Source organism: Lentilitoribacter sp. Alg239-R112, from assembly GCF_900537175.1.
In the GTDB taxonomy this organism is placed as follows: Bacteria; Pseudomonadota; Alphaproteobacteria; order Rhizobiales; family Rhizobiaceae; genus Lentilitoribacter.
The window spans coordinates 2,602,128-2,624,296 of record NZ_LS999833.1 but is presented as its reverse complement, the minus strand read 5'-3'; the positions used below and the strand labels follow the sequence as shown (position 1 = coordinate 2,624,296).

Sequence of the window (22,169 nt, the reverse complement as noted above, 5' to 3'; positions counted from 1 at the left end):
TGTCCCCGTAGTTTACAAAATCAATGTGACTGCGGTTATGTAAGAGCCTAACCAATCTTATGCAAGTGCTGTTCTCATTTGTTCGATTGCGACTTTGATTTTATCTCGGAAGCGTAACAGCGAGCCTCCGACAAGATAAACACAATCATCTCCATAGATATCATGCATTTCCGGTAGTCGTTCAAGGCTCATACCACCGCCGGGACTTGGTAGAATTTTGTTGCCAATTCCAGTGTCCGCATTACAAGCATCTACTATTTCCATACACTCGTTTTTGCTGAAACCAAAACGCCCGCCATAGTTTGGAAATACGCTGATGTCGGCGCCTGAAAGGCGCATAAGATCACCAAAGAAACATCCATGCGAGTAACCAGTATTTTCTGATAAAACATAGGGGCCTGTGAAAGAAGGATGTGCCATAACTGGTAGTCCAAAATTCTCATTTCTTGCGAGGCGTTGCATGGCATCAAAACCGAACAACCCGGGAATGAGTAATAAACCAGTTGCTCCGTGAGCCTTTGCAAAAAAGGCAAGTTCTTCGACTTGATCACCATGTCCGCCAATGTTGGGTAGATAGATTGCCTGGCTATCGTCACCATTTGCTTTTCTTATCGCATTTGCTTTGGCAACTGCTTCTGCACACTTTGGAACTCGTTCTTTAAATGGAGCATTGGTTTGATTAGAAAGGCCATGGTCCTCTTTAACAATATCCGCACCAGCGAGGGCTGTTTGATAACAAAGTTCAGCTAGTTCTTCGATGCTTGAGCCTTGAGGTTTAATGACCGGGCAGATAAATCCGCCTGATGACTTCCCAGTTAGGTTCCTGACACCTTCTGACCCAAACCGAGCACCGGGGAAAAGTGACCTGACGTCATCATTAAAAGACATCTTGATGACTTTAACGCCTTTTAAGATCGAGGCGTTTCCGAAAATTACATTGAGCAATTGCGGCAGTTCTTCACCCGCTGCATCAATATGATACCCAATTGTGGCTTGCCATGTTTGCACAGTTTCTGGTTCAATTTTTTGAACGCGACCAAGAACCACATCTTCTATATATCCTTTGGGCACCACATCGCGCGGGATTTCAACGGTGTTTTCCAACGCAATAGCATTTGCAAATTCGAGTGCATCATCATCCGAACCCGCAAAAAGGCGGTACGTAATTTCAAAGCGCTGCATCACAGACCCTCCGCCTTAACGGTTGAATGGACAGCCTCAATACGTGTGGTTGCCAAATCTTGCTCTGATATACCTAGTTGTTCACCTGTTAGTTTTTCGACACCTTTTACGAGGGCAATGGCATCAAGACCGTAATAGTTCATCAAGTAAGGCCGTGATCCTCCGTGAGCGTACGTGTCTTTAAGGCCAAGGCGTACAAGCTTTTTGCCCACACCATTATCTGCAATTATCTCTGCAATAAGCGAACCTATGCCTCCTTCAGTGACGTGGTTCTCAAGTGTGATTACGCCACCTTTTACTGAATGGATATGATCTAGCATGGCTTGGTCGTCAAATGGTTTGATTGTATTAAGGTGTAGATGTCTAACTGAAACTCCCGCACTCTCCAACGCAGATCTTGCGCGGAGCGCTTCCTCTGTTGTTATACCGGATGTAACAATGAGGATATCATCACCCATTGATAATTCGCGCATCTTGCCAACTTCTATAGGTGTATCAAATAAACGCGGGACATTGCCACGTAACACTCTGCAATAGACAGGGCCATCAATACTATCTGCGGCTTCGCAAATACTCTCGACTTCCGTTGCATCTCCAGTTTCCAAAATTGTCATGTTGGGAATGGACCGCATGACCGAGATATCCTCAATGGCTTGATGGGTCATGCCACCGGGTGTTGTGATACCAGGAAGGAAACCCATTAGACGCACTTTGCGACGTGGATATGCAATGGATGCCATAAGTTGATCATAAGGGCGGCGATACAGAAAAACGCCAAAAGTGTGTATAAACGGGCGATAACCAGCTAGTCCAAGCCCGCCAGCAAAGCTAAGCATGTTTTGTTCAGCCATCCCGAGTGAGAGAAACCGTTCGGGGTGTTTGTCGCGGAATTTATCAATCTCACATGATGATGTCAGGTCTGCGGAGAGGCACAAAACGTCTGGGTTAGCCAATGCATATTTTTCAAACGCGCCTTCATAAGGGCGAGCAACCATTTCTACCATAATCTTTCTCCCCTAATGTTTGTAATCGATTGGATCAATGCCCAATGATTTGGCTATATCTCTGTTCATCTCAGCTCGCTCTTGTTCTGATTTGAAGCGTACATAATGTAATCTGGGGAAGCGGAGCTGAAGGCTTGGCATTCCTCTAAAGGGGCTTGAATTTGCCAAGATGATAAGAGGTTTGCCACGATGTGGTGTTTTGGCAGCGTCTCGGATTTCATCAAGATTATGTGCATCGACCCAAACAACTTTTGCGCCGAATTCTTCCATCTTTCGGCCAATATCTCCCACTTCCATGACCGAACCCATGGCGCCATCGCATTGCTGACGGTTGACGTCCATGATGGCTTTGACATTATCAATCTTATGATGCGCACAAGCCTGAATGGCTTCCCATGTTTGCCCTTCTTGTACCTCGCCGTCGGACATGTAAACCCATACTTTCCCCTTCTCACCACGCTTCTTACGACCCCAGGCTAGACCTGCTGCGGTGGATAGGCCGATACCGAGCGTTCCATTATGCACTTCCATGCCCGGTGAATGTTCAGCTCCGATCATTTCAACGGAGGAGCCATCTTTATTAAACATATCAAGGCCTTCAGGCGCCATGCGACCTGTTTCAATTAATGTGGCATAAGCTACAAGTGCATAATGTGCAGGGGCTATGAACAATCGATCCAAGTCAGGTTCAAATGGTCCGTTGTAGCCAGCACCAGTATGATAGCCCGTGTTCTCAGCAGACGGTACGCCGCCGAATGGTTTTGGGATCATCGGTAATGTCGGTTCACCCAAATTAAGTTCTTCATTGTAGAGCCAAGCGAGTTGTTCTGCCGCCGAACACGCTTGTGAAAGATAACCGCCATTATTATGTATGGAGTGCTCAAATACACGGCGACGTATACCAAAGGCAATTTCTTCAGTGCTTTTGCTGTTCTGCATTGCGTAATCCTCTTACGACCAGAGTAACTAACTGCTGATCACCATCCATTTATCTCTAAATTTGAGTCCTGCTAAAATTAAAAAATCACGCCTTTGCGTAATAAAAAGCATCCAAAAGGCCGAATTTCACTAACTTGTACAACAGCAAATGCAGCCTTTGATCTCTTGTAGAAAATTTGTCGTTCAATTGATCCCTGTCCCGCATCGCCAGAGACATGATCCAATACTGTTACAACATCTTTATGTACGTCGCCCAACTCGTTTGGCGCACCATCAATTTCCATCCGCAATATTCCAAACTCTGTGAATGTATCAAGCGGCATAAGTTTGGTGATGAGTTCGATGCATTTGGGCGCATCAACACCCATCATGTCTATCGGCTCTTTGGTAATGCAATGGGCAGCAGTTGAAACTGCTGGAAAGTTAGCATCAACAACAGCTATTTCATCTCCATGGCCCATCTGCGCTAATATGAATAGCAGTTGTGGTGATATACGTTTATCGATGTTTATCAGCATGTTTTATTTCCGAAGGTGACTGTACCCTAAGGCCAATATGGCCTTAGGATTTTCATATTTATTTCTGGTTTCCACTCAGCGTTTTGGTAGTGGAAGCCAATCGGCTGTCGATACATCTGCATGTTGGAATTGAGGCATTTTCTTGCCCAAATCATCCATGTTTTTGATATCGTTTTCATTAAGGAAACTTTGTGTAATGAGTGTTGGCGGCACGACAACGGATGCACCTGGGTTATTACCGGAAAGCATTAATGCAAGTGTTCGTACGCTCACTTCACCAACCACAGACGGGTTTGTTGCAACAGTTGCAACCCAAGCTGAACCCGGTTCCCGCATCGCAGAAATATCAGCTGTTGAAACATCGGCAGAATAAATATCGATATCATCGGTTAAGCCAGCTTCATCAACTGCAATCTTCACACCTTTTGCAAATTCATCATAAGGCGCAAACACGACGTTTATGTTTGGGTTCGCTTGCAAAACAGAACGCGCCTGGTTTGCTACAGAGTTTGCAATTGGATTATCCAAAGTTCCAAACATTGCTGCTTCTGTGATGTCAGGGTTAGCCTTCTTAATGTCCTGCCAAGCAACATCGCGGCGATCAAGTGGTGCAATCCCAGCAACATAAACATAGCCAGCTGTAAAATCGTTGCCATTATCCTTTACTGCCTGATCGAGTGCGAGTTTTCCAAGTTGGTAGTCTGACTGTTCAATCTGTGGAATAGCTTCATTTTCAACATTCACATCAAAAGCAACGACTTTAATGTCGGCGTCAACAGCACGTTGCGCAGCCTCTTTCATGGACTCGGTGAGACCATGTTGGATGATGATGCCGTTAACCCCAAGCGCAATTGCTTGATCAACCATATCGGCTTGAAGCGCAGCATCTTGACGGCTATCGAAAACACGTAAATCAACCCCAAGCGCTGCTGCCTGATTTTCTACACCTGACAGATAAGATTGGAAAAAATCACCCGTTGACAGATAGCGCACCAGAGCAATTTTCACGTCGCCCGGCTTGTCGAATGGAGCTGGCATATCAGCTGCAAAAGCTGGACCACTAAGCGCAAGTATTGATGCACCTGCACCAACCAGTTTCATGAATTGTCTTCTCAGCATTGTAAATCCTCCCATGGGTTTATCTGAGTTTCATTTAGATTTTTCGTCCCGCCATATGTCGTGACGATAGGTAAAATGTGAAAACAAGTGCGCAAACAAGAACTGCGCCTTTAACAAAGTCCTGTGTGTAATAAGGCGCATTCATCATGGTCATTCCTTGAAGAAGAATTCCGACAAATAATGCACCGATTGCAGTTCCAAAAGCATTTGGCCTGGCCGCACCTAGAACAGCAAAACCGATGAGGCCAGCAGCAACACTATCAAGTAGTAGATTATTGCCCGATGCTATGTCACCACGACCAAGGCGCGCCGCCAATAATATTCCGCCAATAGAGGCTGTGACGCCGGAGATCATATAGGCAGCAATTTTGTAGTGCTCTACATTTGCACCGACAAGCTCTGCTGCACGTTGGTTGGACCCAATCGCATACATCAAGCGTCCATGACGCGTGAATTCTAGAAAGATCCATATCCCGATTGCGACCAATATGAAGATAACAACAGGAACAGGAACCAAACGTTCCAAGAAGAAATCAAAACGGTGTCTACCTAACCAAAGAAACGCTTGCGAAAATGTACCTTCTGCAACATTACCATCACCAAGGTTCATTCCGGTTGCAATTGAATTGCCTTGTGTTGGAATTCGCTGCAAACCAATGAGTAGGAACATCATCCCCAAAGTAGCCAGCAGATCAGGTACTTTCATCTTCACTATTAGCAAGCCGTTGATCAAACCCACCAAAGCGCCCATCGCAAGACAAAGGATTACAGCAACATATGCTGGTTGTTCAAGAATGACCATTGTGTAGGCCGACAGCATCAATGCTGATGTGGCCACAGAGCCGATGGATAAATCAAACCCGTCTACAACAAGAGTGCAAGTCACACCCAAAGCAAGAATGCCAGTAATGGCGACTGATTGGAAAACAAAAACAGCAGAACGCGCACTGAAAAACCCTGATGCGGCTACACTGAAATACACTGAAAGCCCTATCAATAAAACAATGAAGCCATATCTTATGGCAATTTTTTGCAATCTTTCATTGCGCATTTAGTTGTTCCTCATGCCGCTTTTTCGCCTGTAATTTGCGCAATCAATGCACCCAGGTTTAAGTTTTGATTATTATGTTCGCCAACCAGAGAACCTTCGTTTAACACGACTATTCTGTCAGCAATTTCAATTGCCTCGTCTATTTCGGCTACAAAAACAATGGTTGTCCGATCACTTGCTGTGTCGCGAATATGTTGTCCAATGTCTCGTCTTGCGCCTATGTCAACGCCCTGAAAGGGTTCATCTAATAATAAAACCTGACAGGGTTTGAGTAACCAGCGCCCGATCATGACTTTTTGTTGGTTGCCGCCAGAAAGTGTTCCGATCAGGTCTTCGTCAGACTGACAAACAATGCCGATCTGATTGATCATATCCGTCGTGGCATTACGTTGTTGACGATTTCGAATGAGGGAAAGTTTACTAAAAGCCCGCAAAAATGGCAGGCTCATATTATCTGCAATATTAAAAGCTCTGACGACGCCATTATTGCCGCGGTCTTTTGGTGACATGAAAACACCTGCGCCAATGGCTGCAGATGCACTAGTCGGCTCATAAGCTTTGCCGTCAAGTTGCATTGTGCCACCGGCCGGTTTCTTCAAGCCAAAAATAATATCTGCCAGTTGACTTTTACCACTGCCAAGCAAGCCAGTTACGGCAATCACCTCGCCCTTGTTCGCGGTCATATTAAATGCTGGCCAGTTTGGTTTGAGAGAGATGTTCTTAAGTTCCAAAATCGGTGCATCGACCACATTTGGAGTGATATCTACTTCCGTCATTTTGTGGCCGAGCATTGCTGTGACAGCTCCCTCATAATCAAGGTTGTCACTTTCAAATATGCCCGAAACTTGTCCATCACGCATGGAAACAATGCGGTCGGCTATGCGCCTTATATCCGACATGCGGTGCGAGATATATAAAATAGCTACACCTTGATCACGTAGACGATCGATAAGTGTAAATAGACGCTTTGCTTCCGATGCAGAAAGAGACGAGGTTGGCTCATCCAGAATTAGAACTTTTGGTGATCTCGCCATGGCCCGCGCAATAGCGATCATCTGCCTGTCCGCAACATTTAAATCGCTTACCCGAGTGCGGACATCCATTGTCAGGTCCATTGACTGTGCAATTTTTGCAGCTTGTTTGCGTAACTCACGGTCTCGCACGAATGTACTTGCACCGGATTTTGTCAATTGATCAAGCATCAAGTTTGTCGCAACATCAAGATCCGGCACCACACCATCATCAATGTTTTGATGAACGGCAATAACACCTTTAAGAAGCGCATCTGCCGCCCCTGCTGGCACATAGTCAACACCATCAAGCTTCATTGATCCGGCATCGAAAGAATGAATGCCACATATTATTTTTACCAAAGTAGATTTACCAGCGCCGTTTGCACCCATTAATACAGTGACCGTCCCGGTCGTTAACGATAGATCAATGCCTTTAAGAACTTCATTCATTCCGAAGCTCTTGCGCGCACCTTCCACTGATAAAACTGCTGACGACATTATCTCTCCCAAACACTCCAGGTTGGAGTTTGTTCATCTATCGTGACGTGAATTTCTTCTTATGTCAATAGTCTTGACAATTGACTATATTTAATGTCTCTAGAGATATGGAGGTAAGATGGATATGGCAAAAAATTATGAAGAGCTATCGGTTGACACTATTCCATCAAGACTTGGAGTTCTCGAGGAGATCGTCACTCGGATAGGGGCTGATGTAGAAAATTGGCACGTCAAAGAAGTTGGTGATGGCAATCTCAATCTTGTATTTATAGTCGAAGGTTCTGGCGGTACTGTTATTGTTAAACAGGCACTTCCCTATGTTCGACTGGTGGGGGACAGTTGGCCACTGCCACTGTACCGCGCCTATTATGAGCATGAGGCTTTGTTGCGACAGGAAGAACGTGCACCTGGGTCCGTACCAGAGATTTTTTACTTCAATCGCGAACAAGCACTAATTGTTATGGAATTCCTTCAGCCGCATATTATTTTAAGAGGAAAGTTGATTGCTGGTCAAAGAGTTGCGAACCTATCGGAAACAATGGGTAGATTTTGCGCTCAAACAGCATTTCGCGGCTCGGAACTTTCGATGAAGAGCATTGATAAGAAAGCTGATGTGGGTGTTTTCGCAGGGAACGTAAAAATCCCCGCCATTACAGAAGCTTTGGTTTTTACTGACCCATATTTTGATGCAGAGATGAACCAAAATACGCCGGAACTGGATGGGTTTATTAAAAAACTTCGTGACAATATTGCACTCAAATCGCGTGTTCAGGCAATGTTGATGAAGTTTGCGTCCAATACGGAAACGATGCTGCATGGCGACCTTCACTCCGGATCTATTATGTCAACAGATGATGATAGCCGTGTTATTGATCCTGAGTTTGTTCAATATGGCCCAATGGGTTTTGATATTGGTATGCTGACAGCCAATTTTCTGATGGCTTATTTTAGTCAGCCCGGTCATCGCGATGAGGCAGATTTAGCAGAATATCAAACTTGGATTCTGACGACAATTACGGAAATATTTGAGCATTTTAATGCCGAGTTCAAACATCTATGGAAAACAGAACGAACCGGAATGCTCTATCCTAAATCTCTCTTCGAGGATCAAGGGCATTCGTCGGAAGCTGCATGTAACGATGTGCTTGATCACATCATGCGAGATGCCGTTTCATTTTGTGGCATTGAGATGCACAGGCGGGTTTTATCTCTGGCTCATAATGCAGACTTTGAGATGATAGAAGATACGTCCCTAAGAGCATCACTCGAAGCACGAAATATCGCAATGGGTGTCGAACTCATTTTAAATTTTGAGACTATCAAAGACGTTGCCTCGCTCACTTCTATGGCAAAGCGGTTCAACGAAGGAGATTACATATGAAAGTAGACGGCAAGCATTATCGATCGCTTTGGTGGAATGCCGAAAAAGATGTTCTGGAGATCATTGACCAGCGCTGGCTGCCGCATGAATTTAGAATAGATACCCTTCAAACTATAGAGGAGTTTGCAACTGCCATCGTTGAAATGCGTGTTCGTGGAGCGCCTCTGATTGGTGCGACAGCCGCCTATGCAATGGCATGTGCCATGAAGCTAAACTCATCAAATAGTCATATCGAAACTGCGTGGTCCTACTTTCATAAAACGCGCCCAACCGCTGTTAACTTGCGTTGGGCACTGGACCGTTGCAAGGCGGCGATGCTGCCATTACCGGAAGAAGAACGTGCCGCGGCTGCATTACAATTAGCTCATGCTATCGCGGATGAGGATGTAGAGATTAACGCGCAAATTGGCCGGAACGGACTAGCTATAATCCGTGAGATAGCTGCCAAGAAGAAGCCAGGCGAGCCTGTTAATATTCTCACCCACTGTAATGCAGGTTGGCTTGCAACCGTTGATTGGGGTACAGCAACAAGTCCAATGTTTCACGCCCATGATGCAGGGATTCCCATTCATGTATGGGTAGATGAGACCCGGCCTCGTAATCAAGGTGCTCTAACATCATGGGAACTTGGTAGCCACGGTGTTCCACATACATATATAGTTGACAATGCTGGTGGGCATCTCATGCAGCATGGTTTGGTGGATATGGTGATTGTTGGCACTGATAGGACAACGAGCCGTGGAGATGTTTGCAATAAAATCGGCACATATCTCAAAGCATTGTCAGCCAAGGATAATAAAGTTCCTTTTTACGTAACTTTACCTTCGCCTACAATCGATTGGACAATTTCAGATGGAGTTGCAGATATACCGATTGAAGAACGCGACGAACAAGAAGTAACACATATACAAGGCCTTCTGGCAGAAGGTGATATTGGTGTTGTTCAAGTATCGCCGATCGGTACATCAGGTGGAAATCCGGCTTTCGATGTCACGCCAAACCATCTTGTTACGGGGTTAATTACGGAAAGAGGGATCAGCGCAGCATCTTCAGACGGTTTGGCTGCTATGTTTCCCGAATTGTGCAAGATAGATCGAACAGCATATTAGATAATCGAGGTTCCGAATTGCCAGAAAGTAAAACGCGCTCGACAGATGATATCCGGCTAGACCGTCAAGAAAGAGCAATACTTGATGCGACGTGGTGTTATTATCATGAAGGTCTTAATCAAAATGAGATTGCAAAAAAACTGGGTATCTCGCGCGCATCCGTCGTCAATTATTTGTCGGAGGCACGTAAGCGTGGGTATATTCGTATCTCACTTGATCCAAGTATTTTCACAGAACACGAACTGGCACGAAAAGTTGCCAACACATTTGGACTAAAAGAAGTTAGTATTGCACCATCATCGGGCGAGGCAACTGAGGAGCGTGTTGCAAAAATGGCTGCCGATTGGCTGCTTCATCTTCTCGAAAAAGGCGACCGTCTTGGTGTCGCTTGGGGTGAAACCATTTTCAGGGTATCGGAGGCTGCATCACGCCAAACCGTTGAAGACCTCGAAGTTGTCCAGCTAGTTGGTTCACGGCCTGCAGCTAAAGGGTTCTCAGCAGAGATATGTTCAGCGGTACTTGCGCGGCAGTTTGGTGCTCACTGCGTTAACTTACACGTTCCACTCTTATTGTCTGATAAAGAACTCGCACAGAGGCTTATGGCTGAGCCTGTCATCATGGAGCAAATGTCAGCGGTTATGAACTGTAATAAAACAATATTTGCATGTGGAACTTGTAGTGAAGACAGTCATATTTTGAAAACAGGTCTCATGAATTTGCAGCAACTGGAACATCAAAAGAAACAAGGCGCGACCGGTGTTATTTGTGGACGTCTTATTGATGAGGACGGCAACCATATGCCCACCAGCGTTGAAGATCGCATGATTGGAATAACCCTGGATCAGATGAAGGGCAAAGAAATGGGGTTGTTGGTGGGATCAGGTCAAACACGTGTTGAGCCAATATTGGCGGCAATAAGAGGCGGATACGCAACGCATCTTGCAACATGCGATGATACTGCAAGGATGCTACTGGAAAGAGTTTAATTGGATGTTTCAGCTTACATAGAATGAATGTTTTACGACAGATAAATTGCCAAAATTTGGTGCGAAATAATTGATATAGTGGAAGAACGATATGCAGAATAATTGGATAGATAGTGAAGCTCAAACACTTGTTGATGACCTGGCTAAAGAGGGTATCAATGAAGACTTAGCACTGCGAGTTTATACAACGAGATTGCTGGGGCTTGTACCGCAGCTGGTCCTGCATGGAGGTGGCAATACATCTGTCAAAACAACTGCAACGGACATAACCGGTCAGGCATGGGATGTCCTTTGTGTCAAAGGAAGCGGTTGGGATATGGGTGTTATTGAGCCAGCCGGCTTGCCTGCAGTTAAACTTAAGCCACTTCTAAGTACGCGTAATTTTGCGGCATTATCCGATGAAACAATGGTTGAATTGCAGCGTTCAAATCTTATTAACTCGAGTTCCCCTAATCCTTCTGTCGAAACGCTGTTACATGCGTTTATTCCACATAAATTTGTAGATCATACCCACTCAACTGGTGTTCTTGCTATTATAGACCAAGATAATTCCAAAGAGCTGGCCAGAGAAGTCTTTGGCGAAAGATTTGGGTTTGTTCCGTACATTATGCCGGGTTTTGATTTGGCTAAGAAAGCAGCGGAAGTTTATGAAAGTAACCCAGACGTGGATGGTTTGATTTTGGATAAACATGGCATCTTTACGTTCGCTGAAGACGCAAAAAGTGCTTATGATCTCATGATTGATGCCGTGACCAAGGCTGAAAATTATGTCGAACAAAACAGAAAGTTTTCATCATTTCCCAAGGCTGCTTTACCGGAGAATATAGCAAATCTAGAGGATGTACTTCCCATTGTTCGAGGTGCCGTTGCTCATGCTTTAGATGATGGAGATTACAAAAGGTTTGTCTGTGATCACCGTGCCGACGATAAAATTCTGAATTTTACTAATGCTGCTGATCTCGACAAATTTGCGACGAGAGGTATGCCTACACCAGATCTATCCATTCGAATAAAACACAAACCGATAATTTTTCCTGCACCTGAAGCAGATCATCTTGATGCATTCAAAACAGCTGTTCAAACAGCAGTTAAATCATTTATTGCTGATTACACTGAATATTTTAGCAAAAATGATGCGCAGGATGATGTTACGCGTACCATGCTTGACCCGATGCCAAGATTGGCCTTCATTCCTGGTATTGGTATGATAGGCATTGGACAGACTTACAAAGAGGCCAAGATTGCGGCAGATGTTGGTGAAACATTTGTTGAAACAATTTCCTCTGCTGAGGCTCATGGTGAATTTAAACCCGTCGATATGCCTGAACTTTTCAAGCTTGAATATTGGTCTTTGGAACAGGCGAAACTGGCGTCAGCAAAAAAGCGAGCTTTAGATGGCCAGGTCGTTATGGTGACTGGTGGGGCTGGGGCCATTGGCGCAGCCACTTGTCAGGTATTTGCAGAACAAGGTGCACAAGTTGTTGTTTCTGATCTCAATTTAGATGCGGCAGAAACAATTGCAGCCTCGCTGGGTGCAGGCCACTTAGGGGTAGCTTGCAATGTTACAGACCGGGCCAGTATTAAACAATCATTTGACGCAGCAGTTACAAAATACGGTGGACTGGATATCATCATATCTAATGCGGGTGCTGCTTGGGAAGGCGCGATTGGCGAACTGGATGATGAAATTCTACGTAAAAGTTTTGAATTGAACTTCTTCAGCCACCAGAATATTTCCCAAGCTGCCATTGATGTTTTTAAGGCTCAAAGTACAGGCGGTTGTTTGTTATATAACACCTCAAAGCAAGCTATAAACCCGGGTGCGAATTTTGGCGCCTATGGTTTACCAAAAGCTGCAACGCTGTTTTTATCGCGTCAATATGCTTTGGAATATGGGTCCATTGGTGTCCGGGCAAATGCTGTCAATGCTGACCGAATTAGATCAGGTCTGCTGGATGATGATATGATTGCAAGCCGTTCGTCAGCGCGTAATATGAGTATTGACGATTATATGAGTGGGAACCTGCTCAAGCAGGAAGTAACCGCTCGAGATGTGGCGGAAGTATTTTTATCTCAAGCGCTTGCACGAAAAACCACAGGAAATGTTTCGACTGTGGATGGTGGAAATATAGCCGCCATTCTGCGCTAAGGTAGTTTGATTTTTCACGCTCAAACACAGAGCATGGATGTTAGATCACTTTGCCACGCGCATTGATTGGCAAAGGTATAAGACTATTATTCTCAGTCTCGAGCCAGATTTCATCAAACATGTTTGAAACCACACACACGTGATTTGGAACAATTCTGAGCCGCTGCCCTATTACCAACGGTTTTTTCGGATCAACGTCTAAAATGCCGTGCTCTTCGCTCAAACTTGTGATGCGGATTTCTGGATGGTCTATGATGTGGCCGTAGTCCGAAAATCCTAACAAATCTGAGGTTAAAACTTTTGATCCTGCATCAATAATTGCTCGCTCTGGTGTAGGGGTGCTAACAACAGTTGCTAGCACATGCCCGGCACAATCATCCCATGTGCAGGTGCCTGATCTAACCAATGAGCGATCATTATATATGTATGTTCCAATTCGGTATTCTGTTAGAACCCCGTCTGTTGACGCGTCCCACATGTCGGGTGAGCCTCCTGAAGAAACTGTCGGGCAGGGGATGCCTTGTTCCTCTAGCATAATCTTCGCTTCGCATAAAAATTTCGCTGCGCCGTCCGCCCCGTTAACAGCTGGATAGGTCATGAGACCTGCGAATTCTAGTCCTGGTGAATTAGCAATTGTTTTGGCCAAGGCTGTTGCTGCGCCTGGTGCTTGAACACCACAACGCCCAGCACCCGTATCACATTCAACCAAAACACGGAGTTTACGCGGCGCTCCGTTAAATGTGGCTGAAAGTTCTTCCACAACAGTCGCATTGTCGGCAACGACTGTAAGTGTTGCAAGACGATCCGATAGTGTGCGAAGTCGTTTTAGTTTGGCAGAGCCAAGGATGTTATATGTGATGAGAATATCGTCTATCTCATTATCTACATCCTCTGACAGCATTGCCTCGGCCTCGCTAATCTTCTGGCATGTAATTCCGATTGCTCCCGCTGCGATCTGAATATTTGCAAACCGGATCGACTTATGAGTCTTGATGTGAGGGCGCAAGCTAAGGCCAACTGTGTCACAATGAGCTTGGAACTTTTGTATGTTCGCAAGCGCTGTTGTTTCATTTACAACAAATGCAGGCGTGTCGATTGTGTCTATATCAAGTGCCATGGGGCGCCTCTACTCGGGGCCAAATTTCTCGGGTTAGGTTTTGATAGTTGTTTGTTTCTGGGTTATTTGGGTATGGTCCGTCAACTGCAGCATAGAGTATGTTATCAGATATGCGCGAAAACGCATCCTGAAAGTGGTTCGTCGATTTGACGACCAACAGTTTCTTACGTTTTGGATCAATTCCAAAATTGGAAAAAACATCTGGATTGAACACCTGACTGCGCACTGAGTTTAAAATGACATCAATACCTTCAACTTCGATCCATACAGCATCACCCAATGGAACAATACTTTGTCCAAAGCTTTGAACAGCGTTGCGCATAGTTCGTTTGACAATGACATCCGCATCAAGAGGATCGCCTCCATGTTCTGACATCTTTGCTCCAAAGCGTAATCTGAATTGTGCATCTTCTCCGGCCGAAAAACAGGTGCGTACGGCTATGGGATCCCAGATGGTAGCTAACGCCGCGTTTTTAACTTTGCGGCGTATCATCTCTGCTAGCAAAATTGTTGAATCGCCAGGTACACCGCCACCTGGATTATCCCAAACATCAGCCACAACAACTGGGGCAGCACTGCATGCTACAGCTCGATCAAAGACAGTTTTCGATGTCAAAAATTCTGGTCGTGTTTTGCCGCGCATTGCAAACAGCTCGTTACCAAGTTCTTTGGCTAATTTATCGCCAGCAGATTTGTCGTTATCTGTAATAACGATTATTTTTGAACCAAGGTCTGGTACATCTCCTGCCATAAACCCGTGAATGACAGAAATAGATAATATAGAATCATGGCCTTCGCGTGATTTAATCTTATCTACAAAACTGCGCATAGGTTCTCGGCTGGTTGGAAGAACCTCAATCATTTTGCAATCAAACGTGCTGATGACTGGTGTAATTTTGCCAAGCGAAGTATCGTGTACGAGTTCTACCAACTCTTCGGCAACTTCGACAAAATCTGTATGAGGAAATTCTTTAAATACGCTGATCAAGTTAGCGTTGTCTGTGCGACGTTTTGAAAGATGGCTATGCGGATCAAATGTTGTGCCAATAATCGTATTCGCACCAACAATTTCTCGAATGGCGGTTAAAAGTTCACCTTCGCAGTCAAGGCAGTTTTGTGAGACCATTGCGCCATGAAGTCCCAATAAAACGATATCAACAGGCATGGCTGCTTTCAGTTCAGTTAGGAGTTGATCACGTAGAAACTCCCAAGTGTTCTGATTTACAATTCCACCTGGTTCCGCCCATGAGGCTGTGCCTTCGACGATTTGCCAATTGAATTCTGCTGCACGTGCGCGGGCCGCTGGATAGACCGCGCTACATAATGTAGGGGTGTCAGGATGCTGGCCGGGCGGTGCATAAAAACTTTCCTCAAAGTCTTTCAGATCTGTGCGCAGAGGTGAGAATGTATTTGTTTCAGTTGCGATTGAACCGACAAATACGCGCTTGGGAGTTAGCATTAGGCAACCTCTTTTTTGACTGAAATTCGGGGAATTGAACGCAATAATTTGCGCGTATATTCATGCTGTGGTGCTTCGAATATTTGTTGCTTGTCACCTATTTCGACAATTTTACCCTCAAGCATGACTGCAACCCGGTCACTAATATGCCGGACCACGCCAAGATCGTGGCTGATGAACAGCATCGACACGCCACTGTCGTGTTGTAACTTTTTGATCAGGTTTAAAACTTGCGCTTGAATAGAAACATCTAAAGCTGATACCGCTTCGTCTGCGATCACCAGTTTTGGTTTTAAGATCATGACGCGGGCAATTCCGATACGTTGTCGCTGGCCACCGGAAAATTCATGTGGGTGACGCGTCATAACTTTTCGGTCCATGCCAACTATTTCAAGCATTTCCGCAATGAGTTGACGAGCCTCATCCCATGTTTGACAAATCTCGTGAATGAATAGAGGTTCAGCTAAAGTCTGTTCAATTTTGAGGCGTGGGTTGAGCGAGGCAAATGGATCTTGAAAGATCATCTGAATTTCACGACGAAGCGGACGGAATTTGGCCGGAGAGAGAGAAAGAAAGTCTTGTCCTTCAAACAGAGCTTGTCCTGATGTGGCTTTTTCCAAATGGGTTAGTGTGCGACCGACTGTTGATTTCCCGCAACCAGATTCTCCAACGAGGCTTAAAACCTCTCCAGGTGCAATTTCAAAAGATACACCATCAACGGCTTTAATCGCCTTTTTCTCACCAAAAAGACCTGCGCTCTTAGTACGGAAATGGGTTTTGAGATTCACGACGCGTAACAGTGGATTGGTCATGATGTTTCTCTTCCTGCAAAATGACATCGAACGTTGTGATCCTCTTTGTACTGCGTTGCTTGCGGTTGTTCTGAGAGGCAGAGTTCATCTGCCATTGCGCAACGTGGATGAAAAGCGCATCCGGTTAGGGTTTCATCCAGTGTTGGCACCCGTCCAGGAATAGCTTCGACCCATTCGACATCATGATCAACCACAGGAATTGAATTCAATAGTCCGCGGGTATAAGGATGAGCTAACTCTTGAAAGAGGCTTGTTGTTGGCGCGGCCTCTACCACTTTTCCGCGATACATCACGGCAACTTTGTCGCAAGTCTGAGCAATAACCCCGAGATCATGACTGATAAGAACAACGGCTGTACCCATACGGTTTTGAAGATCCGCCATCAAATCGAGAACTTCTTTTTGTACGGTTACATCCAGAGCTGTCGTGGGTTCGTCCGCGATTAGCAGTTTTGGGTCGCAAGATAACGCCATTGCGATCATCACGCGTTGACGCTGGCCACCTGACATTTGGTGAGGGAAACTACTAATCCTTTCCGATGGATCAGGGATGCGCACCAATTCAAGTAACTCAATCGCGCGATCACGTGCGGCTTTTTTTGAAAGCTTTTGGTGTTGTGTCAGGTTCTCTATGATCTGATCACCGATACGATAAACAGGATTTAGGCTTGTCATGGGTTCTTGAAAAATCATAGCCATACGATTGCCCATGATTGTACGACGTTCCTTTGCGGAGAGTTCTAACAAATTCATTCCGTCGAAATGAATTTCGCCACCTGTAATCTGGACAGTCGTTCCACCTAGTAATCCCATGATAGCGAGAGAAGTAAGGCTCTTGCCGCAGCCGCTCTCACCCACAATCCCGAGGGTTTCCTTTTCATTTACTTGAAAGGAAACCCCTTGCACGACAGGCAGTGTTTTGCCTCCGGTGTTAACCACAATTTCTAGATTTTTAACTTCTAATAATGTCATGGTTAAACCCCTGCGATATCGTCTTTGAAGCGGGGGTCAATGCTATCGCGTAATGCGTCCCCAACAAGGTTCATTGAAAACACCGATATTACGATCAGGAGCCCAGGATAGATCAGTAACCAAGGGGCACGTGTTACATAGATACGTTCTTCAGATAACATGTTACCCCAACTTGGAACTTCAGGTGGTAGCCCTAGTCCAAGGAAATCGAGTGCGGCGGCCTGAAGCTGTGCGAAAGCAAAGATAAAGCTGGCCTGCACCAGTAGCGGTGAAATCAGGTTTGGCAAAATATGCTTAAACAAAATAGATCGATGTCCAGCACCTGAGCAAATCGCAGCATCAACGAAGACCTCACCCTTTAGTTTTAAGGTCATGCCATAAAGGATGCGAGCTGTTGTTGTTGCGTAGACGATGCCAATGACAAGAATTGTATTAAATACACTGCGCTCCAGTAATGTTATCAGAACAAGCGCCATCAATAATGCAGGAAATGCCATTAGCACATCGACGCCTCGCATCAAAACGTGCCCAAGCCGAGTAAAATAAGCGGACATCATGCCGATCAACCCACCAAAAGTTAAGGCGACAATGACGCTTCCTACGCCAATCAACACGGTCATACGTGCACCATAAATTGCGCGGGAGAATGTATCTCGTCCAAAGTGATCAGTTCCAAATAGGTTGAGCCAGCCAGGCTCTAACAAACGAGCGACCGGATCAATCTCCAAAGGGTCGTAAGGAGCAATTAACGGAGCGGCGATAGCTGATATAACCACGAGACAAAGCCAGATAGATCCCACAGTCGCCAGTTTGCGGCCTCTAAAAGCATTGCGAAAGAAGTTGATAGCATTCATTTTAGAGATACCCTTGGGTCTAGGCGTGCATAGGCAAGATCGACCAGTAAATTGATGACCATATAAAGAACGACAATCACAAGGATAACTCCTTGAATAACCGGATAGTCTCGACGTAAAATTGACTGCACGACCAAACGGCCTATGCCAGGTAATGAGAAGACCGTTTCTGTGACTACGGCTTCTGATATAAGTGCAGCGAATGTAAAACCAAATGCCGCAGCAACAGCGATCAATGCATTGCGAAATACGTGCTTCATAGCAACACGGGCTGGATGAAGCCCTTTGGCCCGTGCTGTGCGTACATGATCTTCTCGGGCAACATCAAGCATAGATGCTCGTACGAGACGCACAATAAGTGCTGCATTGGGTGCTGCCAGTGTTAGGCTTGGAAGAAGAAGATATCGCAGATTGGCAATTCCTCCGTCGTCAGATAGTGATGGAAAACCTGAGCTTGGGAACCAGCCAAGTGTAACTGAGAAAATCATTATAAGGTACAGACCCAACCAGAAGGTCGGCATGGATGCAGCAAGCATTGCGCCGCTGGATGTAATCTGGTCAATCCAGGTTCCATGCTTTGTGGCTGATAGAACACCTATCGGAAGGCCAATTAAGATGATCCAAACCATTGTCATGGTCGCGAGTAAAATGGATGTTTCCGCACCGCTTCCGATTACAGATAAAACAGGTTCGCCAAAGAAAATCGAGGTTCCAAAATCACCTCGGAGTATATTGCCGAGCCAATAAAAATACTGAACCCACAAAGGACGATCAAAGCCCATCTCCGATGACAGTTGGGCTATTTCTTCCGGTGTGGCACTGTCACCAAGAAGTATGGCTGCCGGATCACCGGGGATCAGGTGAACAAAAAGGAATACAAGCACCGAAGCTGCAAGGAGCGTCGGAATGAGCGTTAATAGGCGCTTCATTGTGTAAATGAGCATATTATCCTCAATGTTCGGTAGCAAAAAGGGATGCTCCCGCCACGTAACAAAAAGCGGGAGCTGGGAGAAAAGCTACTTAGAGACATTCCAAAAGTTAGGCCAGATCAATGTCTGTTCGCCAAGGCCTTTTAGATTAGGCGAAGCAATGTTGTAGGTATAAACATCGCCAGTCTTCATCGTTGGAACTTGATCATAGATGAGCGCCTGGATTTCTGACCAGATTTTTTGACGTTCAGCAGGGTCAGAAGAGGCTGTAAACCGATCTTTCAGAGCTTGCTTCTCGGGAGTTGCCCACCAACCAGGATAATTGTCATTCATGACCGAAATCAAAATCGGATCAGGAACAAAACCATGATGAGTAAAGAACATATCCCATTGGTCAGGCTGTGCACGCTTTTCAATTAATGTCGCCCAGTCATAAACCTGAAGATCGACATTAAATCCGGCTTGAGCTAACTGCTTTGTGTAGATGATCGCACTGTCGTAGTGGAATGGATAGTTGGTCGAAACCATGAATTTAATCGGCTCTCCGTCATATCCAGCATCCGCAGCCATTGTGCGGGCAGCATCTGCATTTCCTTTGCTAAAATGTTCTGCTCCTGAATCTGTATACCAAACATTACCTTCTGGTGCGAAGGATCCATTTGCACGCCATAAGCCTTCAGGACCGATAGCTACTTGTAGTGCCGGTGTTTTATCAAGCGCTGTTTGAATGGCGCGACGGAGTGCAAAGTTTTCCTTCAAAGGCCCATCGCTGGAGTTCATGAAAACAAGACCGAAGATCGGTCCACCATTTAACATGGTTTTAACACCAGGATCAGCATCTAAGTCTGCGAAAAGATCACCGGGGATACTTTCAGCATAATCATAGTCACCTGCACGAACACCAGCAACACGGGTTCCGACATCCGGGACCGGAATAAAACGCAATGTGTCGAATTCGGCGATACGAGTGCCGCCATAACCATCAGCTTTACCCGATGGGGACGCGTAATCATCAAAACGTTTTAGCTCAATGTAACGGTTCGCGTTCCAGGCATTAAAAGTGTAAGGACCTGTTCCGATATAATTTTCAGGTTTGATCGGCTCCTTTGTAGCGCCCGTTATGATGCTAGCAGGATATATTGCCGGGCCGCCATTGATGAAGGCCATCAGGTTTTTCCAAGGGCCGAATGGTTCTTTAAGTTTAAGTGTGATTTCATGGTCACCAGTTGCGGCAACATTTTCAACATGATCAAAGATTAGACTACCGCGAGAACCAAACTCACCCCAACGCTGTAGCGATGCAAGAACATCTGCTGAGGTCATATCCTGACCATTGTGAAACTTAACTCCTTCTCGAAGTGAAATAACAATTGTCTTACCATCATCAGAAACGGTTTCTCCTGAAGCTAGAAGTGGTACCGGCGCGTTGGAACCATTGAAGGTATAAAGACCTTCAAAAATGTGGTGTGCAATTGTTGTTGCTAAATCAGAAGTGATAACCTGTTGATCCAGACTAGGCGGCTCGCCCACAGTTGCATATCTGAGAATGCCGTCGGCGTTCGCTCCAACCGTCAGTGCCATTAAGGCTCCTGCCGCCAGCATAGATTTCATCCAGTTCTTCATAGTCATTTTAGCTCCTCCACTGTCATTTTATTGATCATTATTATTGTATTATGAAAGAAACTTACAAAAAATCAGCTTTGAGTCAACTATTATTGTCATTTTGATCCGATTAAGCTACAAGTACTGTAATTAACTTACAAAAGGAGTTCGCATGACTAATACCCCAAAGGGAATCACTCGACTGGATGGAGCTGATGCTGCAGCTGGTGGAACGCCGCGTCCATTTGCCAAGGCTGTGCGTGCTGGTGATTACATCTATGTTTCTGGACAAGTACCTACCGTGGACGGCGAAGTTGTTTCGGGCGGAATTATTGCGCAAACCGAAGCGGTGATGCAAAATATTATGGCTGTGCTTGAATTAGCCGATTGCGGTCTTGAACATGTTGTGAAGGTAAATGTATGGCTTGATGATCCACGTGATTTCACAAGCTTCAATTCAGTCTTTGCGAAGTATTTTACGGCTGATCCACCAGCCCGGTCGACGGTTCAAAGTGCAATAATGGTGGACGCTAAGGTGGAAATGGATGTAATTGCGTATAAACCAGAATAATTGCAGGTGGACCTAATGCCTAAAGTCATCGATATCATCTCCAATATGCGCTCTTTATTAGGGTCTCTGCCAAAACGCGAACAACTTGTAGCAGAATTTGTTCTCACCAATTTGGATCAGATTTCATTTTTATCGCAGAATGAGATAGCTAAAGCGGCAAACGTGTCTGTGGCAACCGTAAATAGATTTTGTACATCGATAGGGTGTGAAGGTTTTCGTGATTTTCAAATTCGAATGGCGCAAAGTGTTGCGGTTGGCATGCAGTATCTCGATAACCGGAGCGGGGACATGTCAATATCGGGGCAACTTGTCTCGCAGGTGTTTGGCAATTTGATAGATACGTTGAAGTTAACAGGTTCACAACTGGATGGTCAGCAGATTGAAGAAGCAGCAGAAGTTTTAGCTAATGCACATCGTATCGGGTTTTTGGGTGTCGGCGGTGGATCTGCAAATGTTGCAAGGGAAGGGGCCAACCGTTTCTTCAGATTGGGCATCCCGGCTGAGTCCCACTCGGATGGGTTTTTGCAGCGCATGGTTGCCTCAACTTATAGTGACGGTGATGTGCTTGTTGCAATTTCATCTAGCGGGCAACCTGCTGAGTTATTGGATAGTGTGACAATTGCGCGCCAATATGGTGCTAGTACAATCAGTTTGACGAAGAAAGGATCTGAACTGTCGGCAATTACGGATATTTCAATTCAAGTCGATATTCCCGAGGATCAGGATATTTATGCGCCAACCTCCTCACGGCTTGCTTACTTGGCCATTGTTGATGTGCTCGCAGCAGGGGCTGCACGTAAGCGGCCTGAGCAGGTAAAGGAAAATCTGCGCAGAATCCGCACGTCGCTCGCTCCACTTTATAAAGATACTGGTCCCAAACCTATCGGTGATTGATTTGCAGGACT

The 22,169-nt window shown here is 45.5% G+C and carries 20 protein-coding genes; 6 read left to right on the top strand and 14 right to left on the bottom strand.

Translation table 11 applies throughout. The annotated features are described in order from the left end of the window. Window positions 1–57: 57 nt before the first annotated feature. From G3W54_RS12965 to G3W54_RS12935, 7 genes are all read right to left on the bottom strand, one after another. Complete coding sequence (locus G3W54_RS12965) at window positions 58–1,182, bottom strand: RuBisCO large subunit C-terminal-like domain-containing protein (protein WP_162653440.1); 1,125 nt, start codon at window positions 1,180–1,182, stop codon at window positions 58–60. Continuing rightward, a complete protein-coding gene (locus G3W54_RS12960; protein ID WP_162653439.1) occupies window positions 1,182–2,186 on the bottom strand; it encodes a transketolase C-terminal domain-containing protein in 1,005 nt (334 codons plus the stop codon). Before G3W54_RS12960 ends, G3W54_RS12965 begins: the two co-directional genes overlap by 1 nt. A gap of 12 nt (window positions 2,187–2,198) precedes the next feature. Further along, on the bottom strand, window positions 2,199–3,125 hold the full coding sequence (locus G3W54_RS12955; protein ID WP_162653438.1) for a 1-deoxy-D-xylulose-5-phosphate synthase N-terminal domain-containing protein: 927 nt from the start codon (window positions 3,123–3,125) through the stop codon (window positions 2,199–2,201). A gap of 77 nt (window positions 3,126–3,202) precedes the next feature. Further along, window positions 3,203–3,643, bottom strand: coding sequence for an RbsD/FucU domain-containing protein (locus G3W54_RS12950; protein ID WP_162653437.1), 441 nt, complete (start codon window positions 3,641–3,643; stop codon window positions 3,203–3,205). Window positions 3,644–3,718: 75 nt separating this feature from the next. Next, entirely contained in the window at window positions 3,719–4,762 is a 1,044-nt protein-coding gene (locus tag G3W54_RS12945; RefSeq protein ID WP_162653436.1) for a substrate-binding domain-containing protein, read from the bottom strand. 34 nt (window positions 4,763–4,796) lie between these two features. Further along, complete coding sequence (locus G3W54_RS12940; protein WP_162653435.1) at window positions 4,797–5,813, bottom strand: ABC transporter permease; 1,017 nt, start codon at window positions 5,811–5,813, stop codon at window positions 4,797–4,799. Between the two features lie 11 nt (window positions 5,814–5,824). Beyond that, on the bottom strand, window positions 5,825–7,324 hold the full coding sequence (locus tag G3W54_RS12935) for a sugar ABC transporter ATP-binding protein (protein ID WP_162653434.1): 1,500 nt from the start codon (window positions 7,322–7,324) through the stop codon (window positions 5,825–5,827). A 118-nt stretch (window positions 7,325–7,442) separates the two neighbouring features. On the opposite strand from G3W54_RS12935, the gene mtnK reads away from it, so the two are divergent. The 4 genes from mtnK to G3W54_RS12915 all read left to right on the top strand — a co-directional run bounded on the left by mtnK (window position 7,443) and on the right by G3W54_RS12915 (window position 12,949). Then, window positions 7,443–8,705 (top strand): S-methyl-5-thioribose kinase, encoded by a 1,263-nt coding sequence (gene mtnK / locus G3W54_RS12930; protein ID WP_162653433.1) that lies wholly within the window; start codon window positions 7,443–7,445, stop codon window positions 8,703–8,705. Continuing rightward, a complete protein-coding gene (gene mtnA / locus G3W54_RS12925; protein ID WP_162653432.1) occupies window positions 8,702–9,814 on the top strand; it encodes an S-methyl-5-thioribose-1-phosphate isomerase in 1,113 nt (370 codons plus the stop codon). The genes mtnK and mtnA overlap by 4 nt, the downstream gene beginning before the upstream one ends. Before the next feature lie 17 nt (window positions 9,815–9,831). After that, entirely contained in the window at window positions 9,832–10,800 is a 969-nt protein-coding gene (locus tag G3W54_RS12920; protein ID WP_162653431.1) for a sugar-binding transcriptional regulator, read from the top strand. Between the two features lie 91 nt (window positions 10,801–10,891). Next, window positions 10,892–12,949 carry a bifunctional aldolase/short-chain dehydrogenase gene (locus G3W54_RS12915; RefSeq protein WP_162653430.1) on the top strand — a complete coding sequence of 686 codons (2,058 nt, stop codon included), beginning with the start codon at window positions 10,892–10,894 and terminating at the stop codon, window positions 12,947–12,949. 40 nt (window positions 12,950–12,989) lie between these two features. On the opposite strand, the gene G3W54_RS12910 is transcribed toward G3W54_RS12915, so the two are convergent. The 7 genes from G3W54_RS12910 to G3W54_RS12880 all read right to left on the bottom strand — a co-directional run bounded on the left by G3W54_RS12910 (window position 12,990) and on the right by G3W54_RS12880 (window position 20,720). Further along, the gene (locus G3W54_RS12910) at window positions 12,990–14,066 is read right to left on the bottom strand and encodes a D-TA family PLP-dependent enzyme (protein ID WP_162653429.1); all 1,077 of its coding nucleotides are present in this window, start codon (window positions 14,064–14,066) and stop codon (window positions 12,990–12,992) included. After that, window positions 14,056–15,525: a M81 family metallopeptidase gene (locus G3W54_RS12905; RefSeq protein WP_162653428.1), complete on the bottom strand. Its 1,470-nt coding sequence runs from the start codon at window positions 15,523–15,525 to the stop codon at window positions 14,056–14,058. Before G3W54_RS12905 ends, G3W54_RS12910 begins: the two co-directional genes overlap by 11 nt. Further along, window positions 15,525–16,337 carry an ATP-binding cassette domain-containing protein gene (locus G3W54_RS12900; RefSeq protein WP_162653427.1) on the bottom strand — a complete coding sequence of 271 codons (813 nt, stop codon included), beginning with the start codon at window positions 16,335–16,337 and terminating at the stop codon, window positions 15,525–15,527. Before G3W54_RS12900 ends, G3W54_RS12905 begins: the two co-directional genes overlap by 1 nt. Continuing rightward, complete coding sequence (locus G3W54_RS12895; protein WP_162653426.1) at window positions 16,334–17,308, bottom strand: ABC transporter ATP-binding protein; 975 nt, start codon at window positions 17,306–17,308, stop codon at window positions 16,334–16,336. The genes G3W54_RS12900 and G3W54_RS12895 overlap by 4 nt, the downstream gene beginning before the upstream one ends. A gap of 2 nt (window positions 17,309–17,310) precedes the next feature. Then, window positions 17,311–18,162, bottom strand: a complete 852-nt coding sequence (locus G3W54_RS12890; RefSeq protein WP_162653425.1) for an ABC transporter permease — start codon at window positions 18,160–18,162, stop codon at window positions 17,311–17,313. Then, a complete protein-coding gene (locus tag G3W54_RS12885; protein WP_162653424.1) occupies window positions 18,159–19,106 on the bottom strand; it encodes an ABC transporter permease in 948 nt (315 codons plus the stop codon). Before G3W54_RS12885 ends, G3W54_RS12890 begins: the two co-directional genes overlap by 4 nt. A 72-nt stretch (window positions 19,107–19,178) precedes the next feature. Then, a complete protein-coding gene (locus G3W54_RS12880) occupies window positions 19,179–20,720 on the bottom strand; it encodes an ABC transporter substrate-binding protein (protein ID WP_244627891.1) in 1,542 nt (513 codons plus the stop codon). 145 nt (window positions 20,721–20,865) lie between these two features. Between G3W54_RS12880 and G3W54_RS12875 the strand changes: the two genes are divergently transcribed. Next, a complete protein-coding gene (locus G3W54_RS12875) occupies window positions 20,866–21,264 on the top strand; it encodes a Rid family hydrolase (RefSeq protein ID WP_162653423.1) in 399 nt (132 codons plus the stop codon). Between the two features lie 15 nt (window positions 21,265–21,279). Continuing rightward, entirely contained in the window at window positions 21,280–22,158 is an 879-nt protein-coding gene (locus G3W54_RS12870) for a MurR/RpiR family transcriptional regulator (protein WP_162653422.1), read from the top strand. Window positions 22,159–22,169 lie beyond the last annotated feature (11 nt).

What these genes read in the sequence shown, in the direction of transcription:
- G3W54_RS12965 (WP_162653440.1), bottom strand. Translation starts at nt 1,182, where the DNA reads ATGCAGCGCTTTGAAATTACGTACCGCCTTTTTGCGGGTTCGGATGAT.
- G3W54_RS12960 (WP_162653439.1), bottom strand. Translation starts at nt 2,186, where the DNA reads ATGGTAGAAATGGTTGCTCGCCCTTATGAAGGCGCGTTTGAAAAATAT.
- G3W54_RS12955 (WP_162653438.1), bottom strand. Translation starts at nt 3,125, where the DNA reads ATGCAGAACAGCAAAAGCACTGAAGAAATTGCCTTTGGTATACGTCGC.
- G3W54_RS12950 (WP_162653437.1), bottom strand. Translation starts at nt 3,643, where the DNA reads ATGCTGATAAACATCGATAAACGTATATCACCACAACTGCTATTCATA.
- G3W54_RS12945 (WP_162653436.1), bottom strand. Translation starts at nt 4,762, where the DNA reads ATGCTGAGAAGACAATTCATGAAACTGGTTGGTGCAGGTGCATCAATA.
- G3W54_RS12940 (WP_162653435.1), bottom strand. Translation starts at nt 5,813, where the DNA reads ATGCGCAATGAAAGATTGCAAAAAATTGCCATAAGATATGGCTTCATT.
- G3W54_RS12935 (WP_162653434.1), bottom strand. Translation starts at nt 7,324, where the DNA reads ATGTCGTCAGCAGTTTTATCAGTGGAAGGTGCGCGCAAGAGCTTCGGA.
- mtnK (WP_162653433.1), top strand. Translation starts at nt 7,443, where the DNA reads ATGGATATGGCAAAAAATTATGAAGAGCTATCGGTTGACACTATTCCA.
- mtnA (WP_162653432.1), top strand. Translation starts at nt 8,702, where the DNA reads ATGAAAGTAGACGGCAAGCATTATCGATCGCTTTGGTGGAATGCCGAA.
- G3W54_RS12915 (WP_162653430.1), top strand. Translation starts at nt 10,892, where the DNA reads ATGCAGAATAATTGGATAGATAGTGAAGCTCAAACACTTGTTGATGAC.
- G3W54_RS12910 (WP_162653429.1), bottom strand. Translation starts at nt 14,066, where the DNA reads ATGGCACTTGATATAGACACAATCGACACGCCTGCATTTGTTGTAAAT.
- G3W54_RS12905 (WP_162653428.1), bottom strand. Translation starts at nt 15,525, where the DNA reads ATGCTAACTCCCAAGCGCGTATTTGTCGGTTCAATCGCAACTGAAACA.
- G3W54_RS12900 (WP_162653427.1), bottom strand. Translation starts at nt 16,337, where the DNA reads ATGACCAATCCACTGTTACGCGTCGTGAATCTCAAAACCCATTTCCGT.
- G3W54_RS12895 (WP_162653426.1), bottom strand. Translation starts at nt 17,308, where the DNA reads ATGACATTATTAGAAGTTAAAAATCTAGAAATTGTGGTTAACACCGGA.
- G3W54_RS12890 (WP_162653425.1), bottom strand. Translation starts at nt 18,162, where the DNA reads ATGAATGCTATCAACTTCTTTCGCAATGCTTTTAGAGGCCGCAAACTG.
- G3W54_RS12885 (WP_162653424.1), bottom strand. Translation starts at nt 19,106, where the DNA reads ATGCTCATTTACACAATGAAGCGCCTATTAACGCTCATTCCGACGCTC.
- G3W54_RS12880 (WP_244627891.1), bottom strand. Translation starts at nt 20,720, where the DNA reads ATGACTATGAAGAACTGGATGAAATCTATGCTGGCGGCAGGAGCCTTA.
- G3W54_RS12875 (WP_162653423.1), top strand. Translation starts at nt 20,866, where the DNA reads ATGACTAATACCCCAAAGGGAATCACTCGACTGGATGGAGCTGATGCT.
- G3W54_RS12870 (WP_162653422.1), top strand. Translation starts at nt 21,280, where the DNA reads ATGCCTAAAGTCATCGATATCATCTCCAATATGCGCTCTTTATTAGGG.